At 52.2% G+C, this 15,951-nt stretch carries 13 protein-coding genes; 3 read left to right on the top strand and 10 right to left on the bottom strand.

What is annotated here, in order from left to right:
• Positions 1 to 6: 6 nt before the first annotated feature.
• Together mobF and H6F75_RS27020 are read right to left on the bottom strand one after the other, a co-directional pair.
• Positions 7 to 2,565, bottom strand: a complete 2,559-nt coding sequence (gene mobF / locus H6F75_RS27025) for a MobF family relaxase (protein ID WP_277874294.1) — start codon at positions 2,563 to 2,565, stop codon at positions 7 to 9.
• A 54-nt stretch (positions 2,566 to 2,619) separates the two neighbouring features.
• Complete coding sequence (locus tag H6F75_RS27020; protein ID WP_190632181.1) at positions 2,620 to 3,048, bottom strand: hypothetical protein; 429 nt, start codon at positions 3,046 to 3,048, stop codon at positions 2,620 to 2,622.
• 648 nt (positions 3,049 to 3,696) lie between these two features.
• Between H6F75_RS27020 and H6F75_RS27015 the strand changes: the two genes are divergently transcribed.
• Positions 3,697 to 4,083, top strand: a complete 387-nt coding sequence (locus H6F75_RS27015) for a DUF6876 family protein (protein ID WP_190756388.1) — start codon at positions 3,697 to 3,699, stop codon at positions 4,081 to 4,083.
• A 23-nt stretch (positions 4,084 to 4,106) separates the two neighbouring features.
• Positions 4,107 to 4,607, top strand: a complete 501-nt coding sequence (locus H6F75_RS27010) for a J domain-containing protein (RefSeq protein WP_190756386.1) — start codon at positions 4,107 to 4,109, stop codon at positions 4,605 to 4,607.
• Positions 4,608 to 4,746: 139 nt separating this feature from the next.
• Here H6F75_RS27010 and H6F75_RS27005 read toward each other — a convergent pair whose 3' ends face one another.
• From H6F75_RS27005 to H6F75_RS26985, 5 genes are all read right to left on the bottom strand, one after another.
• Entirely contained in the window at positions 4,747 to 5,772 is a 1,026-nt protein-coding gene (locus H6F75_RS27005) for an RNA-guided endonuclease TnpB family protein (protein WP_190756385.1), read from the bottom strand.
• 65 nt (positions 5,773 to 5,837) lie between these two features.
• Positions 5,838 to 6,233 (bottom strand): hypothetical protein, encoded by a 396-nt coding sequence (locus H6F75_RS27000; RefSeq protein ID WP_190756383.1) that lies wholly within the window; start codon positions 6,231 to 6,233, stop codon positions 5,838 to 5,840.
• Between the two features lie 56 nt (positions 6,234 to 6,289).
• Positions 6,290 to 7,057, bottom strand: a complete 768-nt coding sequence (locus H6F75_RS26995; RefSeq protein ID WP_190756381.1) for a hypothetical protein — start codon at positions 7,055 to 7,057, stop codon at positions 6,290 to 6,292.
• Positions 7,050 to 8,282 carry a hypothetical protein gene (locus H6F75_RS26990; RefSeq protein ID WP_190756379.1) on the bottom strand — a complete coding sequence of 411 codons (1,233 nt, stop codon included), beginning with the start codon at positions 8,280 to 8,282 and terminating at the stop codon, positions 7,050 to 7,052. The genes H6F75_RS26995 and H6F75_RS26990 overlap by 8 nt, the downstream gene beginning before the upstream one ends.
• 185 nt (positions 8,283 to 8,467) lie before the next feature.
• Complete coding sequence (locus H6F75_RS26985; RefSeq protein WP_190756377.1) at positions 8,468 to 9,127, bottom strand: NYN domain-containing protein; 660 nt, start codon at positions 9,125 to 9,127, stop codon at positions 8,468 to 8,470.
• Between the two features lie 308 nt (positions 9,128 to 9,435).
• On the opposite strand from H6F75_RS26985, the gene H6F75_RS26980 reads away from it, so the two are divergent.
• Entirely contained in the window at positions 9,436 to 10,413 is a 978-nt protein-coding gene (locus H6F75_RS26980; RefSeq protein ID WP_190756375.1) for a hypothetical protein, read from the top strand.
• Positions 10,414 to 10,775: 362 nt separating this feature from the next.
• Here the strand turns inward: H6F75_RS26980 and H6F75_RS26975 are convergent, their stop codons facing one another.
• The 3 genes from H6F75_RS26975 to H6F75_RS26965 form a co-directional block, all read right to left on the bottom strand.
• The gene (locus H6F75_RS26975; protein ID WP_190756373.1) at positions 10,776 to 11,150 is read right to left on the bottom strand and encodes a DUF6876 family protein; all 375 of its coding nucleotides are present in this window, start codon (positions 11,148 to 11,150) and stop codon (positions 10,776 to 10,778) included.
• A gap of 334 nt (positions 11,151 to 11,484) precedes the next feature.
• Complete coding sequence (locus tag H6F75_RS26970) at positions 11,485 to 12,174, bottom strand: hypothetical protein (protein ID WP_190756371.1); 690 nt, start codon at positions 12,172 to 12,174, stop codon at positions 11,485 to 11,487.
• A 606-nt stretch (positions 12,175 to 12,780) separates the two neighbouring features.
• Positions 12,781 to 13,290, bottom strand: coding sequence for a hypothetical protein (locus tag H6F75_RS26965; protein WP_190756369.1), 510 nt, complete (start codon positions 13,288 to 13,290; stop codon positions 12,781 to 12,783).
• Positions 13,291 to 15,951 lie beyond the last annotated feature (2,661 nt).

Raw genomic sequence — 15,951 nt, 5'->3', positions numbered from 1 at the left:
TACCGCCTAAAGTTCTAAAGATTGTTCGTGTCTTCGCTGTGTTGTTTTTTCATTAAGAACAGAGGTCGCAAGCCGCTTCTCCCGGCCCTGACTTGCTGCTGTACGGAAATGCTGATAAGTCGGTTTATCAACGTAAAACTTGGTCTTTTCCTTTGCCCGTGTCGCCTGCACGTAGACCAGCTGAAGCTCCTGCATTAGGCTCTCTACAAGCACATAGGCATTGCGCTTAATCGTCATCCCTTGGGCCTTGTGGGTCGTAATGGCGTACCCAAGCTTTAATCCCTTGTACCGATTTGCATTCACTTCAACGGTTTTGCCGCTATCAAGCTTGATGGTGAATTTTCGATCGAGGGGGTTAATCTTTTTCACCGTTCCCAGGTCGCCGTTAAACACCCCGTCCCGGTACGAGTTCTCAGTAAAGAGCACTCGTTCACCAACATGGAACCGCTCTTTTCCTACACGAAGAAATCCCAATCCGAGCTCAAAGTTCCGAAACCGTTCCTGCTGTGCCCTACGATTTAACGTGGTCACTTGCTCATTGGTCGCTGCAATCATGAGGTGATCGCGTGGGTTTCGCCGTGCCTCCATTGCCCAGTCAGCGATTAAAGACTCAATTGCTTTCATCCGGTTTTGCCGAACAACAACCATGCCCCTTGCCTCGTACTGCTCAAGCGCTGCCTCGGCATGCCCCGTGCGGAAAAGGTCAACGGACTCACGGGTCCACTCCTCTACTTGCCGACGGTTTTCCCGTAATTCTGCTGCACCGAACCGATCCTGAAACGCTGGGAATGGCCCCCCTGCATCGATAGGTTGGAGCTGCTTAGGGTCACCAACAAGCACAAGCTTTGCCCCTGCACGATGCACGTGGGAAACAAGCTGTGCCATTTGCCGAGTGCCCACCATTCCTGCCTCATCGATGAGGAGAATGGTGCGACTATCAAGCGAAATTCCCTTTTCTCCCTTTGAATTAGGAGAGACAGTCTGGTTCCCCCGTTGTATCTCTTTCAAAAGTTTTGCAATCGACATGGAGCGCTCAATACGAGCACCTTCCTTAAGCCCTCCCGCAGCCTTTGCTGCAACTGCTGCTCCGATAACGCGGTACCCTTCTTTCTCCCACACCATTCGCGCAGCGTTGAGCATAAACGTCTTTCCCGCCCCAGCAGCGCCAACAACAAGCGCTAGGCCCTGGGGAGTCTCGGTAATGTGGCGCAGCGCTCGCTCCTGCTCATCACTGAGGCCCCGAGGCTCTGCACTTGCCCGATTGCGGCCACTAACTTCTCGAGCAATAGACGCAACCACACGATCGACTACTCGCGGATTCGTACTGTGAGTGTGATTCGCTTGTAACGCTTCCGCTTTATCAAGCAGCTCTCGTTCAACTTTAAGTACATCCTCAGTCGTGTAGAGTTCTTGACTCCCCCGAGTAAGTGCGACTACTCCTGTTGATCGAAGAAACTCTCCCACGGCCGTAAGGATTGCATCTGCACCAATGCCCAGCACCTGCACCTCTTCTGCAACTCGCCGCACAAGCTGTGGTTCAGAGAAATAACTTTCATGGGCAAGCAGACTTTTCCGCTCACCTTCACTGTTATCCCAACGGGTCAGGTCCCCAATGACAGTGGAAAGCGTTTGCTTATCCTCCTCAACTGTTCGTTGATATCGCTCGTAGTGAGGTGCTAGTTGGGCCGGGTCATATCCAAGTTCGCGGCACACCTCGTGCCAAGCTCTGTGAAGAGCATCACGTGCAACAAGGGTTTTCTTCTTCCTCGTTCGTACCGCCTCTACCGCTGCAAGCTTGGCATCAACGACCGTCCCGTGTTCCCGTGAAAAGTCGCTGATACCGAGTGCCTGAAGTATCTCTTTACGGCGTGTCGAGAACCGCTCAATTAGATCTGATGGAACCCCATCCACCTCAAACCAGCTCCGCTTCCGAACGAGCTTGAGTCCTAATCGTGAGCGTAATTGGTGCGCAAGCTCAGCACGAAAGAGTGCGCCTCCTGCCATCTTTCGTTCAAAGAATGGCTTTGTTTCAAGCGCCCAGGTCTTCCCATCGTCACGCACTCCAACATTGAGCACCGTGGCGTGGAAGTGAAGATTAGGGTCTTGGGCACGGCTTGTCCCATGTTCCCAGATGGCAGCAACAATGCTTGCCTTCTCTTTGATAACACCGCCCTTACCACGACGAATAAAGGCAGAGTCCTCTAGGTATTCAAGCGCCCGCTTCGTTGCGCATAGTCCTCCATCGCGAATCTCTTGCCGGTGCCATTGGGATCCAAGACCCCACAGAATGCTGGCACTCTTTGGGAGGCTAAAGACGAGATCAACACCTGACCGGTGGTTCTTCTTTCCTGCGTTACTGACAAGTTTTCTCTCTCCATCAGGAGAGAATCCTCGAAACAGATTCCTAAACTGCTCCTTATCAACAACCCCCGATATGCCAAAGTGAGCCAGACCTCGGCCATGCCAGATACCCGGTGGCTCTCCCCCTGCAAGGTAGTAGTCTTCCTGGGCCAGTAGGCAATAGTAGTTCTCCTGACCTGCCGTCATGGAACTGACTGTAAGCATAAAATTCACCGACTGCTGAGATGCACAATCAGTGAGGAGAAACCCTTAAAGCCACTAGGTAATAGGCATATTTCGCGCGACCCACTCCCGTGCCAATTCGACATATTCCCGCTTAAGGCGTGTGGTCACCTCAGGGTCAGTCTCACTGTCGATCCGTTTCGGTATACCTGCTACTGACGCAAGCACCCCTTCAGTTGCTCGGTTAAGATTTCGGCCGATCTGAAGGAGAAGACTTTCAAGCTCGTGCACTTCTTCGCGCAGGGCTGTTAATTCAGGAGTGTTGCTTGCGCCCGATGAAACACTCTCAAGCGTGTCTAGTACCAGGTCTTTTGCATAAAGGTTAACGCTGTAGTTTCTTCGGCCTCGCGCCCGCGCTTCGGCGAGTTCTCTGAGGCGCTCATACTGTTCGCGGGAGACGCGAAAGCTAATAGCGGGGGTTTTATCCTCACTTGCCATTGAATGTAGCACCTTCAAAAAGAGCATTTGTACCTGTTTACATGCGTAAACCCGCACGCTCCGGAGGTCTCCAGATTTGTAGGCACTACGCTGTAAACACAGTGTAGACAGCCTTCAATTCCTTATTTTGCAAGGGTTTTAGCCTTCTCCCAAAGGCACCTACTGGGTGCGTCAGGTGTGGTGGGCTCTCTTCGAGAGCCCGCCTCCGAAATTTGGAGGGGTATGGATTACATCGATGGAATGCGCTTCGGCGGATGGCTAGGGGCAGTTGCAGGGCTAGGGATTGTCGTTGTGGGGTCGCCGTTGATTCAGGCTGTACGGAGCTTTGCTGGGCGGTGCTGGGGCAGCAAGCGGGAGACGCTTGCGCTTACTGATGCAGTAAATCGACTTGCGGGCGAAGTGCGCGAGCTTGGCAAGGCATCACGACGCACTGACTGGGCAGAAACTGCGCCGCACGTTGAAGCCTCGCCACCAACCCGCGCACACCCACAACAAAGGCAGCAGGTAAACGGCGGCGGAGGCGTTGCGCACTAGGAAAGGCTCGCACCCTGCATGAAGGGTTTTCCATCGCTGTGGATAACCCGCGGCCCTCGAACGGGCCAAAGCGGGTTATCCATCGGTGTGGGAAACCCGTTCCCCAACAAGCAATAAAAACGATTGAAAGAGAGTACACACATGGAAAATGGAACAGCAACAACAACCATCAAGGAATCAGATTTGCGGGGATTTACCGGTACGGAGCAGTACCACCCGCTCCCCTTTTCACCGCATTATTTCCTCACTGATGGGGTGGCCTTTCTAGTGAAAGAAGGGGGCGGCTTGTGGCTTATCGCTCACATTGTCGCGTGTCAACTTCACCCGCTTATTGCGGGGAATCCCGACCTCCAGCACATGCAGTTCTGGCGAGTTTCTCTCGACGACGATGCAAGTGGGTTAGTGCAATGGTTGCGCGACGCAAACGAGCCTATCCTTTCCCACCGGGTAAGCTGCGCGGGGTTCACCTTAAAGAAAGTGACGCTATACCTCCAGCGCGGCGTGGTCATGCTTCCGTCCGAGTATTAATCGGCAGATGGGGAGAACTCAGCATGAACAACTACTTTATCGGCATTTCAAACGTTGAAGAAATCAAGCAGCGGTACCGGAGACTCGCCTTTAGTCTCCATCCTGATCGCGGTGGAACCACGGCGGCGATGCAGAAACTAAATCAGCAGTACCACCAAGCGCTCAAAGGTTGCCACGGTGCTACATCCAGGGGGAGCGATGGCGAGGATCACACCTACCGCTACAACCACGATTTAGAGCAAGCGGTGATCGATAAGCTCGGCGAGCTTATCGCGCTTGGGCTGCCCGGTGTGCGCATCATGCTTGTGGGTACCTGGGTATGGGTAGATGGTGAAACAAGGCCCGTAAAGGACCGGCTAAAAGCCCTAGGTCTTCGCTGGCACACAACCCGAGCAAAATGGTTCTGGCACGCTGGCGAGTACCGGCGGGGCAGCAGTCATGCCGACTTTGGAACCATCGCAGCAAAGTATGGCTATCAGGAGTTTGAGGGAGAAAAACGGCAACGAATCACAAAAACGGCTTGAGTTTTTTATACCGGCTTGCTAAGCAAGCCATTGAACAATGCGTCAGGTGTAAACAGACCGTATCCGTTTCCAAATACCAGCTTTCGTCCTGCCACCAGCAGATACAATGTACCTCCTGTAAGCGAACGTTTAGGCGGGTTTACAGGGCCGCCCCACGAAATTCAATCTTCACTGCCTTTCTACTATCAGCAGTCCCTTCTGTCTTTTTATCGCCTGGCACCACCACAACGCCAACGCCACACACAGCGGCCTTGTACTCAATAAACGAGCGCAGCTGATGGAACGCCCAGGTGTTTATCCGAGCACGCTCCGCCTGTACCTTAGCCCGCTTATTCTTCCGCTCCCGCATCCCAGTTAGGTCTTCGAGTGCGATCGCTGCACCGATGTCTTTGGCCTTCGTAACAACCTGTCTACTAACCGTGTGGTTTACCCAAGTAGCAAACCGTCGCTCCTGCCCCGACAACCGTTTCAAGACCCGACGGCAGTTCCGTCGTGTGGTCCGCGTGCCTTTCGAGGCCTTCTTCTGGAGAGACGATCGCACTCGACGATACCGACTCCGAACACTCCCTACTTCCTCCCGTACTATTTCCTCACCGGTGCTCATCACCACAATGGTATCCATCCCAAGAGCCACACCAAGTACCTGCTTACGCGGGACGACTTCAGGCACTGGATGCTCCACTTGCACCTGAAGATACACCCCTCCGTCGGCGCGACGAACGAGCACGGCACTTACCGGCTTTCGTCCCCGAAACTGACTTCGCTGGTACTCACCAAGAACAAGAGAAATCATCTTCTCCCTGCCCCCGACCAGGTTGATACTTACTGTCCAATTGTCTTCCCGAATCCGAAACGCCTTGGTGTTAATCGAAGCACTTGTTGGGCGGAACTGCCCCACTCGACACTTCCGCTCATAGGCAGATTTCCTGTTCTCTGCCACCCGCCCCATAGCTGCAACCACCAAGTCAGCGGGAAGCTCAGGGACGTGTTTACGCACATCATGATAGATAAGCGATTGGAGCTTGAGCTTGTTGCGTACTGCTGGGTCCACCTGCTCATTGATGTAGGTACAGACAGTGCTAAAAGCAGCAAGGGTATTCTCGACCTTCTGGTGCTGGGCCAAATCAAGTTGAAGCTTGCAAGAGATAGTCAAAAAAATCGCCACAGACTCTGTTTAAGGCGTCTGTGACGAAAGTCAATGGAGAACCCAATAGAAACTATCGTGTTCGTCTAGTAGAACAACTCCTTCTGTTGGGGGTGCTGCTGCTCAGGCTGATACTGGTGGGGCACCCCTTCTTCTTCTTCCTCCTCATGCCCTCTTTCGGCACTACCGTCATGCTCATCAAAGCGATGTTCACTGACTCCTTCAGTCCGTAACCGCGCTGCCTGTCGCACGAGATCCTCAGCACTCTGTACATAGGCCTCAATAATGTCTATCACCCCCTCCCGCAGCAGCTCGACGAGAGCCTCAACTGCGCCAAGTTCCGCCATCCGATCGGGAACATTAAGGAGAGAGTCATCGACAGAGACTGTAATTGCAAACTGCCGTCTTGATGAGAGGCGTACCTCTTCACTCCGATTCTCTTCAACAAAAACGGTAATCTTTTGAGTTTTTTTCCGTGGCATGACACACATTCCTTAAGAAATAAAAAGCAAAAACCAGCGTTCACAAAGAATGGAAATCAATCGAAGGTAGGCGGCTCATCGAAGTCTCTTCGGACAGCCAAATTCAAAAGGTGGTGATCGAGATAGCTTGTGAGAAACGCACCCACGTCATCGGTTGCAAAATGAAGGCGGTTAAGCGCTTGAAGATAGCGAGCACGCTTCACGCGCCGACACCGATCAACAATGAGCCATCGATAGAACCGAGCTAAGTATTGCCGCCTTTGAAGCGGCGGCAGGAGTTCAATTTCAACCAGATATTTTTTCACCGAGGCAGTGTCGGCGATAAGTACGTACACTGCCTGTTCGACAGAGCTCCACGTAAACCCAGTCCGAGTCCATACAACCCAAAAAAGGCTACGACGAATGGGAACTATCCGCCGGAGAGCCATAAACGGCGGTTTTGGGAAATGACTATGGAACACCCACAAGAGAGCATCACGCGCATATGCAAACCGGGCATAGTCATTCAATTGCTTTCCCTTGTCCTCAGTCACCCGAAGCGCAAGGAGCACCTCACAGGCCGTAGCAACCTGATAGGCAATGCCGCCCCGAACCGCCTCCAGATACACCAGAGGCCCCTCGTGGGCTGACTGCTCAACCAAGGCATCAAATGCCGGGTGCGATGATTCACCCATCCACTGAGCGACATTAAAGTCACTACTGGCGCGAGCATCGGCCTCAATCTCACCATCAACCATCTCCTCCAGGAACGCGTCTTCGCGAAGCCATTTTGGAGCGCCGTCTTCGTCGGTATCATGCCTCTGCGCGAATCCATTATTAGTCATGGAAGTTACCTCCTCCATGCTGCTGTTCATCACGACGGCGAAGTTGTTGTTGTTCAGCTAAACGCTCTTGGTACTTGAGGGCTGTTTTCGAGCGCCAGCTCACCTTAACTGCAGGGAGCACAGCGAGTGCGCAGGTCATTAACACTGAAGCAAGGCTTGTCACACCACTCAACATCCCGGCGCTCCACAGCGTGGCCTGCACTCCCGGTTCACCATTCTCTATTAACGCAGCAAGCTCATTTAACTCCTCCCGCCGAAACCGCATGCGCCCACTTTTTGGATAAAAGTACGCTTCATACAAGGTTGGCTGCTCAGCCTTGAGGTATGCAACAAAGCTCTCCCCATACTTCGTCTGAATCGCCGCCTTCGCCTCTCCGAGAGCAGTTTCGGCGCCTTCCTTCATTGTTTGAGCCTCACTCCGGAGCCGACCCGCTTTCGGGCACAAGGGTAGTGCCTCCACCGGAAAACGATTCCAGTACTCTGGGGTGATGACGGTGTCGTACGGCCCATAAGCTTCTAAGTGAGCGTTGTGGTAAGACGGATCCCCAGTCCGCTTTTTTTCCTCAAAGCTTTTCACCTTCTCATCGCACTGGCCCTGAATCTCTTCAGCATACGAACCTTTAAGTGCTGCCTCATTAAGCTCTACCTGGTAAGGAGACAGCGCCTGCTCGAACGTGATTCGCTCGGCATACTGATTCTGAATATCCTCGTCATACTGTACAAGGCCCACCCCAATGGGACCTGGGATACTCCACCCAAGGCTCACTACGGCATAGGAGACTCCTGCTATGTTTGCCCAAGCGTTTCTTTCAAACGGCTTCATTGCCGCCTGCTTCTGAAAGATATTCGACACCCCGTAAATCAGGAGCGACAGCACCGCCCCTTGGAAAGCGCCGTCTACGACCACAACCGCAAAGGGCCAGCCGGTAACGAGGTTAATAATCTGAGCAAACATCCCGGCGAATGCCGTCAGTGATGCCATACGCTTGGTCATGCTACTTGCAGCAGGTCCGTGGAGATCGGCCCCGTCAAGAATGAGGCATACCTTCCACCACGGTGCAGTCTCAGGCTTATCAACGTGGGCGGTGCCACGTTGTCGGGCGTGCGCTCCACCAGTTTGTTCGTGACGATCCGCTCTGGGCTCACTCTCAATCCAAAAGCTTTCTGTTGCAGGCTTACTCACCCTGCCATTATTGCCACTATTTGAATCCTTCTTCTTCGCCATAGATGCTCACCTTTTGGCTACACAATCGAACTCGGACGTTTACAACAAACTTCTGACTACACCAGGTGAGAGAAAGGGGGCTTAAAGTTTCTACAAACGATCGATCCCCCCTCGAAAGCCCTGTGAACAGCAGGACCACCACTACCTGATGACAACTCGAAATCTCTAGATAACTATTCCTTGCTCTAGTGATGTTGCTGCCGTGGCCTACAAACATCCTCAAGGGTCTGTAGATCGATAAATGTATGTGCGACCTGTCTCATTTCACAGGCAGTACGCTCGTGAAATCCCCACACTTCAATGCGCTTACCTTTAGATCGCAAATGGCGTAACGCAGGGAGGTAATCGATGTCGCCACTCAAAAGAATGCAAGTATCAAACATGTCGGCATGGATAAGGAGGTCAGACAAAAGCTGACAATCCACGTCGGGGTGCTTCTTGCCATGCTTTGAGGGTCCAGCCAAAGGCTGACCAACCTCAAATCCTTTTGTTATAAGGCTGCGGACAAAGGTATCGTGCCCAGCATTTCCAACTATTGACGGGGTATAGAAGGCTGACCTCACGATATATTCCGACCGACAATTTATAAGCCCGAGAAGTGCACCATAGTGGATGCAAACATCAAACTCATAACTTGCTCCAAGCATGTTTGGGCCATCAATAAAAACCGCAACTCGGTCCTCAGGTTCTAGCTGCTGCGTCATCTCATTTTGTGGAGACACAGGCCTAGGAAGGGCAGCTATAAGTTTTAACAGCTTTGAAATCCGCAGTTCCTGGCGCAGCGTAACTAATCCAATTGGTACAACTACCACCATCAATTCAAAATGGTCTAGGAATTGAAGCATAAACAGCTCTCCAAACGTTGGTGTGCTTGTCTATCTATGACCCTGATTCAACACGTCGAGATTGGCGATACGCCTCACACCATCTCGCGTTGTGATTTAGCTTACCAGACACATTTAGTACGGAGGAACTAACCGCTGTTGCTCAAGGAAAAATTACCCCTGCCTCGCAATACCTATAGGTAAATTTTCGGTAAAGGCGCTTAAACCAGAGCAATAGCAAATTTTTTCCAATGTTACGTTGGGCTAATTGCCCCCTGTTTTACCCCTATTTAGCCCTTCAAAATTACTTCTTCTTAAAAATCCCATACATGACTAACCGATACCGTCTTCCGGAAAAAACGTACATTTCTTTAAGAGATATTTTTGAAGCCAAATTCTACGAAGACGGTAATCTACAGTACAAAGACAAAGTTGAATCGACATGGGAGGAGATTCCTGCTTTGCTTCGACAAGGATTTGAGCTTCCAGAGAAGCAAAACTTTAAAAACTTCCTCAGCTCAAAATCTCTCACATTTTCCAAAAAGACCCTAGAAATTCTTTGTCTCCTCATTATGGAAACATCTTTCGATGTATGGACAACGGACCTTGAAGAAGACGAGAAACCTATTCCTGCATCTGCAACAAAGCAAACTAACACGCCAAACACCTCATCTGCCGGACTTATAAAAGTTCACAATGAGCCGAACCCTATCGAGTTAGTGAAAAAAATTCTCAATAGTGCTACGAACGAATCGTGGTTTTTTGGCACATCGCTTGAGACATCTCTTAAGGCTAACCCAGATCTTTTTATCAGTACCCTTGAGAGAGGAGTCACGCTGCGCATCCTTTTTTTCAATCCAAGTTCAAAGCGCCGTCAAACACTTGCTGAAGAGCTAGGTATAAACGTTCGCGATGTAGAGCAAGAATGTGAAAGTACCCTCGCCTCTATCGTCAAGATTATGCAGGAATGGAAAAAAATTGCTAAAGACGATACCCAACATTCTCTTATTCGGGTTCGTTTAACCGACAATTTTCCTCGCATGCGTTGCTACATATCGGATCCAAAGCTAGATTCCGCATTGGGATTCTTTATCCCTTCAATGAACCGGCTCGTTACCCGACATCTCCCCGCGCTTGAGTGTAGGAAGACATCCAAAGGAATGCTCGAGAAATATTTCGGCGGCCTTCATGAGGAGTGGAAAAATTCAACGACGCTTAAGCGATTCATTAAGAATGACCCCACCGCTGAGGCACACAAGGCCGACCTCAAAGGCTACCGATACGCTGACGCTGACAACGCTGACTGATATTGCTGGTGGTGACCAACCGAGTGGGCAACTTAGCGCGCCTCACGCCTAGAACGCCGGCAAACAGGCAACTTCCTATCCCCTAGTAACGGCAAGTTTATCGCCGCTATTAAGGCAGAAGATGTAGCAGCCATTGAGGTTACCTGCCAGGGTCTAAAAGCACTCGGGCTCTACTTCGCGCGGAATGTAATTTTGCCGGTGTTGAGTAAGATGCGCTTGAAGTCCCGACTACCGGCGAGCAGGTTGCAATCGATGACAGATACAACGAGCCTTAGACCAGGAGATCATGCAGGGTAGCAACAGCGAAAAACCTTCTCTCCTCCCACCTGCATGACGAAGATAACTCTCTCTAACTGACTGGCTCAATACTCCGAAGGGAGTAGCACTACTCCATTCTGAAAGTAGAGCCGAAGCCGCTTAAGCGGAAAATCCGTAAGTGGGATCCGTTGAGAGACCGCAACGTCATCGGTATCTCGCTCACAGAGCATGGTAGCTGAACCATCATCGTGAACGATGAGCTTCCAGAATTGAATCTGCTGGAGCATAGGATCGAGAGCCACTTGCGGATGCAACTGCCAGGCAGCAATCACATCGATAATCCAGTACCCACCGCCTCGCTCCGCCATGTACTGCACACCATCGGTGTACAGCACGCCTAACGGGTGCTGGTAGTACTGTGATGTACCAGTGAACTGCGAAAGCTCGTCTTCAGTCAGCGAATATGGTGAATTCGCCATCGGCTATAAACCTCTCTACACGCAAAGGACATTCCTGCTAACGCCGCAGGAGGTCGCCATGCGGAAGGTAAAAAACCCTCGACAGGAAAAAACCGTGGGGCTATCTACCCTGCATGGTCTCCTGGCCCAAGGAGCTACAAGCCGACTTCTACCCGTGTCGATATGGTGCGCAGTGAAAATAACGAAATGTGTAGTGGTGGTTCAAGAAAAAAGGTGAGTTGTCTAACCCTGTGTGCAAGAAACGTCACTACCCGCCGATTTGGATAAGAGTGGAGAGGCCGTCTAGATCACCCCTCGGTCGGTCGGTCAGTCGAACGAGGGTTATCTTTGGTTGTCAGCGAAGCTGCGCTACCTCAAGAAGGAGTCTTTTCACCCTGCCGATAGCTGAACTACCTTCCCAACCAAGATGAGAAATAAGTAACTCTTCAAAATCCGAATCTGCAATAAGTCTTCTCGCCTGCTCCCCCAGGAACGACCTTACCGTGGCAGGAGCTACGGCAACCTTAGAGATTAGGTCAACACATCCTTCAATCACCAAGAGAATGTCTTCAAGATCGTGAGCGGTACGCCAATCGCTTCCTCCGCGATCCTTGAGGGCTGCAAACTTGGTCGCGAGAAAACATGCGATAGGGAAAACAAAAATACTCCGACCGCTCGGAAGAACTCGCTCTTCTTTAAGACGAAGTCCTTGCACATACCACTGATGAACAAATCCAAGTATCAGACCACTTGTGGGCATCACATCTATCTTCAAGTCACCAATTTGCCAACGACAGATGCAAGGTGACGTGTGATCCTGCCTCAGACCCAACCCCCGAAGCTCCTCCTCTAGCTCGGCATACTGATCTAGTGAAGTGATCTCAACAACACAATCAACATCCTCAGTGGGCCGTAGGGGGATGGCAGCAGCTGCATCAACGTAAAGGGCTGCAACTGCACCACCGACAAAAGCGATCTGATTGAGGAGAGGCTCCAACGCACTGGATGCTTCTTCTAACATTGCAATTGCGCCGCTATCATCCATCACACCGCCAGTTCCTGAAGGATTCTCGATCTAAGTTCCTGCTCTGCTAGCTTTCGCTCCCGCACCCTCCCAATCCGAATCGCGTCACAAAGGGCCAGTAGCTCATAGAGCTTCGAGCATCTAAGCGCTGCTGAAGGAACGCTAGGGTAAAGAGGCCGTAAGGCATGTCCCCTAATAGACCCACTCTCGTGAGCCCACACATAGTGATCACCCGCTGTAGGAATAGTGAGCAATGCAACAAGAGGTGGAGCTGAGTGGGCGGTCGGGATCCCACGAGTCGCAGCTTCTACCTGAGGGGGAAAAGCATACTTGAGCCCATGAACCAAAAACTCAATGGCGTTGAGCACGAGAGGCTTTCGCGTCTCAGCCGCGATAAGCCGGGAGGACTGCAACCGCGACAACCCATGAGAAACTTCAGAGGCACTCACCTGAATTCCGTGGGCAAGGTCAATAATGCGACACTGCTCTTCCGGACAAGCCAAGAGCTTTAGAAGCAGCAAAACGTCTTGGGGTTTTAAGGGTACCGACTTAGAAGCCATCGATGTAGGAATACCCTAACTACCGACGATTTGCAATTCGCGAATCGCGAATTGCAAACACCACCCCTCAAACCATAATCCCAACCACCCGCCGGTTCGGATGAAGGGCCGAGAGACTAGCTAAAAATTCTCGGATAAACTTGGGCGATACCCGACTCTGCATCCGTACTGCAAGCGCTACCCGATTGCCAGGCGTTAGGCCAACCACCACTGTCGCTGGGGGCAGCAGCGAGACAAGCCCAAGCTGACGGGTCGTTTGGTGGGTCACCAGGTACAAGAGCTCCCGACCCCGACCCTTCCGACACCGAGGAAACAATCGCCCTGTGGAACAGAGTTCCTCCACCTGCGCCTCAAAAGTAAGCCCCAACCGATGAAACACCCGCCGCACCGTATCTACCGAAGGGGAATAAGCCGGCAGCACCTCTCTAAGTTCGGTAACCAACTGGGGAAGAGTCCAGATGGAAGGAGTGCTGCTACCACTACTACCATGGCCCACGAGCCGACCAAGCAGCCGCACCCCATCCTCTTTCTCTATGCTCCAGGGAGGGCGACCGACGGGACGCTTGACCTGAGGCACGTTCCTTCGTCTCTCCGTCGGTGGTGGTGGTGCCGGGAGGAGCATCACCATCACCGCCTCAAGGCCAAGCCCCAGACGCTGGCAGATTTCCGGGGTTGTTACTCCTGCCGAATGAAGTGCACGCGCCGTTTCGCGTAAGCCAGGATCCATACCTTCACCAAAGAATCGGTAGCCAGCTAATATTTATTGCGGCAAAGTCTACGGGTGTTCCACAGGTATGTCACCCCGAAAAGCCTCCTTAAGAAGACCCAGAAGTATGCAGGAAAGCTTTTATTTCAAAGACTTAGCAGCCCCAACGCGACTCCAAAAATCGTCGTGCGATCGCGTCCTTCAAAAGTGCGTGGAACACTCTAAACCCGAAGCCGCCTTGGCCCCCGCCCAGTACGTTCATCAAAGAACGCACCTTTACCATCTAAATCAAACCTTATCCCACTGATCGCGCTCACTATTTTTCTTCCTCTCGCCTAAGCTTCCGTGCTAAGGTCTCCCCCGGTTGGCTTTTTTTACGGTTCATGGGGACATACCCGTGAGCTGTCTTTTTTTTCTTCGCGGGTGTGTCCCCGCCTTTCTCTCTCCCTCTCGTCGCTACTGTTGAGCGACACAGGCCTTCTGAGCCCACACTCCCCCGGTCTGCAACTATCTATTATCTCGTCACTTTTTCCTGTAAATCCTCAACCCCATGGAGTACCGTTCCTCGCTAGGGGCTGTGTCTACCAGTTCGCTTAAACAGAGCAACGAGTTCAGCTACCAGATCGTGTGACGGTGGAGCCCGGTAAACCTTGGCAACAATATTACCAAGCCAAGGCTAAGGGCGTGGGACTAACCCACCCACAACCCACTGCACCTTCGCGCCAGGTGCCTCGAGAGGGGCTTGCCTGTGCGTAACGAGGGCTTGGGAGACTAATCTCTTGCGAGAGAATATGAGCAACGAGTGCTCATGTTTCGGTAAGAAGTAACCCTTCCATTCGACTCGGTGATTTTTTCGCGGAAGGGATCCTCCCTTCGGTTGTTTCTTGAAGGTTGGCGACCAGGGAATGCCTTGCGTCAGAGCGACGTCGTAGTAGTCGCTTGTGCGTAAGGTCGTGGCAACCTGAAGGCTTCACTCCTCTCGGGGGGTAAGAGTCGTAGGGAATAGCAGTCGAAGCGGTGAAATCCACATCGGGCCGCCGGTGTGCGTCGGGTTTTAACCCGACTAATCCGTGATACGGGACGAGCTGTAATGGCGCGTAACGTATCCCAGGGCCGGGAGGCTGGGCACAGTGATGTGGCCCACCGGAGGATGGTAACTTCGGGGACTCTGGAAATCAGAGCCGCTAAAAAGCTCAACGGTGAAAGGGGCACCAAGTTCACACAAATGAACCATGCCCTTCCTGGTAACTGCGTGAGAAGCTGATGCCGAACTGCAAAAACGGTGCGTGCTTGTAAGGGGGAGCTTTCCGCTTTCTGCCCCCGAAAACTGCAAGGTGAGTGGGTAAGCCACCAGCACGACACTGCTGCGGATAGTAATCCGCTAGCGACAGGATCTTCACGTGGAATTTTAGACTGACACGAACTGGGGAAGGACTTCGAGGCTGGCGGGTGGTTCCCGCAAAGGTTGGCCAGGCCAGGCCAACGGTCAAACCTCAAAGTCTGGGAGCGTGGCGCAAGTAGATGGCCCCACGTAACTCGTGGGGCGTGCCGGAGGGGGAGTAGGCTGCTCCCAACGGCATTCTGGATGCGGGGTGGTAGCCGCATCTTTTTAAACAGACTACGAAAGCGCTGAGGGGTCTCACACGATCGGTAGTTCATCTCGCCGCTTCTGGGCTTACCAGGCGCTCTGAAACACGGGTGCCTGGTAAACCAGCACGGCCATTAACAACAATGCTTATTGCAAAGGAAAGCATATGGCAAAACGGAAACTCGAAAAGACAGCTCATTAGCTAGCAACCAAGACAGTTCAAACAACTGTTGTTTTGCAAAGCAAAACGGAAACAAACCTTGTCTTTTAGTTTTTTTAACTAATTGAAAAGACGCGGTTTGTTACTGCTTATAGGAAAGTGGATCCGGATGGCGGATTCGGATGGCTCGACGCACGCAAAGGTTCGAGTCTTTGTCCACTCGACAACGTACATGCGGACCGGACGGACGTGTGCCCGCAGGCCTTGAGTCTGGTCTGCGTGTGGCTATCGTTTGTTCGTTAGTTCGTTCGTTGAAGGGTAGGCATCCACAGGTTCTATAACGGCTTTTTGGTTGGTTGAGCCTATCAACCAACCCTCTTTTGGTGATGCTTTATTTGACGGGGCTCTCTCTCTCTGCTGTATGGAAGCACGTACCCTCGGCGATTTTCTCCGGCGCATCGCTATCGACTACGTCCGTCATGGGTGGTTTAGGTACGCGGTAAGAACCATTCCCCCGGAGAAAGACACGTTGGCGATCGACGCCAAAATGAAAGCCACTTACGGGGTCACCTCATGCCGCACGACTCGGATGCGCTGCCGAAAAAAGGGTATCGCCTCTGTCCAGTACCTGCGTTTCGGCCACACATTCGTGCTCCTCGCAACCGAGGGTTATCAAGACTCACTTGACCGCATAACAACCAGAGATATTAGGGAATCTCCGCTTCACTTCGGCGGGTATTCAGTTGGGCTCGCCCGGGGCACAGTCGTTGTAGAAGTCGAGCGT

The organism is Nodosilinea sp. FACHB-131, assembly GCF_014695395.1.
GTDB lineage: Bacteria > Cyanobacteriota > Cyanobacteriia > Phormidesmidales > Phormidesmidaceae > Nodosilinea.
This window is presented reverse-complemented; position numbering and strand designations above follow the sequence as displayed.

Bases quoted from the DNA above. Each gene is read 5' to 3' on its own strand.
- mobF (WP_277874294.1), bottom strand. From the start codon at position 2,565: ATGCTTACAGTCAGTTCCATGACGGCAGGTCAGGAGAACTACTATTGC.
- H6F75_RS27020 (WP_190632181.1), bottom strand. From the start codon at position 3,048: ATGCTCTTTTTGAAGGTGCTACATTCAATGGCAAGTGAGGATAAAACC.
- H6F75_RS27015 (WP_190756388.1), top strand. From the start codon at position 3,697: ATGGAAAATGGAACAGCAACAACAACCATCAAGGAATCAGATTTGCGG.
- H6F75_RS27010 (WP_190756386.1), top strand. From the start codon at position 4,107: ATGAACAACTACTTTATCGGCATTTCAAACGTTGAAGAAATCAAGCAG.
- H6F75_RS27000 (WP_190756383.1), bottom strand. From the start codon at position 6,233: ATGCCACGGAAAAAAACTCAAAAGATTACCGTTTTTGTTGAAGAGAAT.
- H6F75_RS26995 (WP_190756381.1), bottom strand. From the start codon at position 7,057: ATGACTAATAATGGATTCGCGCAGAGGCATGATACCGACGAAGACGGC.
- H6F75_RS26990 (WP_190756379.1), bottom strand. From the start codon at position 8,282: ATGGCGAAGAAGAAGGATTCAAATAGTGGCAATAATGGCAGGGTGAGT.
- H6F75_RS26985 (WP_190756377.1), bottom strand. From the start codon at position 9,127: ATGCTTCAATTCCTAGACCATTTTGAATTGATGGTGGTAGTTGTACCA.
- H6F75_RS26980 (WP_190756375.1), top strand. From the start codon at position 9,436: ATGACTAACCGATACCGTCTTCCGGAAAAAACGTACATTTCTTTAAGA.
- H6F75_RS26975 (WP_190756373.1), bottom strand. From the start codon at position 11,150: ATGGCGAATTCACCATATTCGCTGACTGAAGACGAGCTTTCGCAGTTC.
- H6F75_RS26970 (WP_190756371.1), bottom strand. From the start codon at position 12,174: ATGGATGATAGCGGCGCAATTGCAATGTTAGAAGAAGCATCCAGTGCG.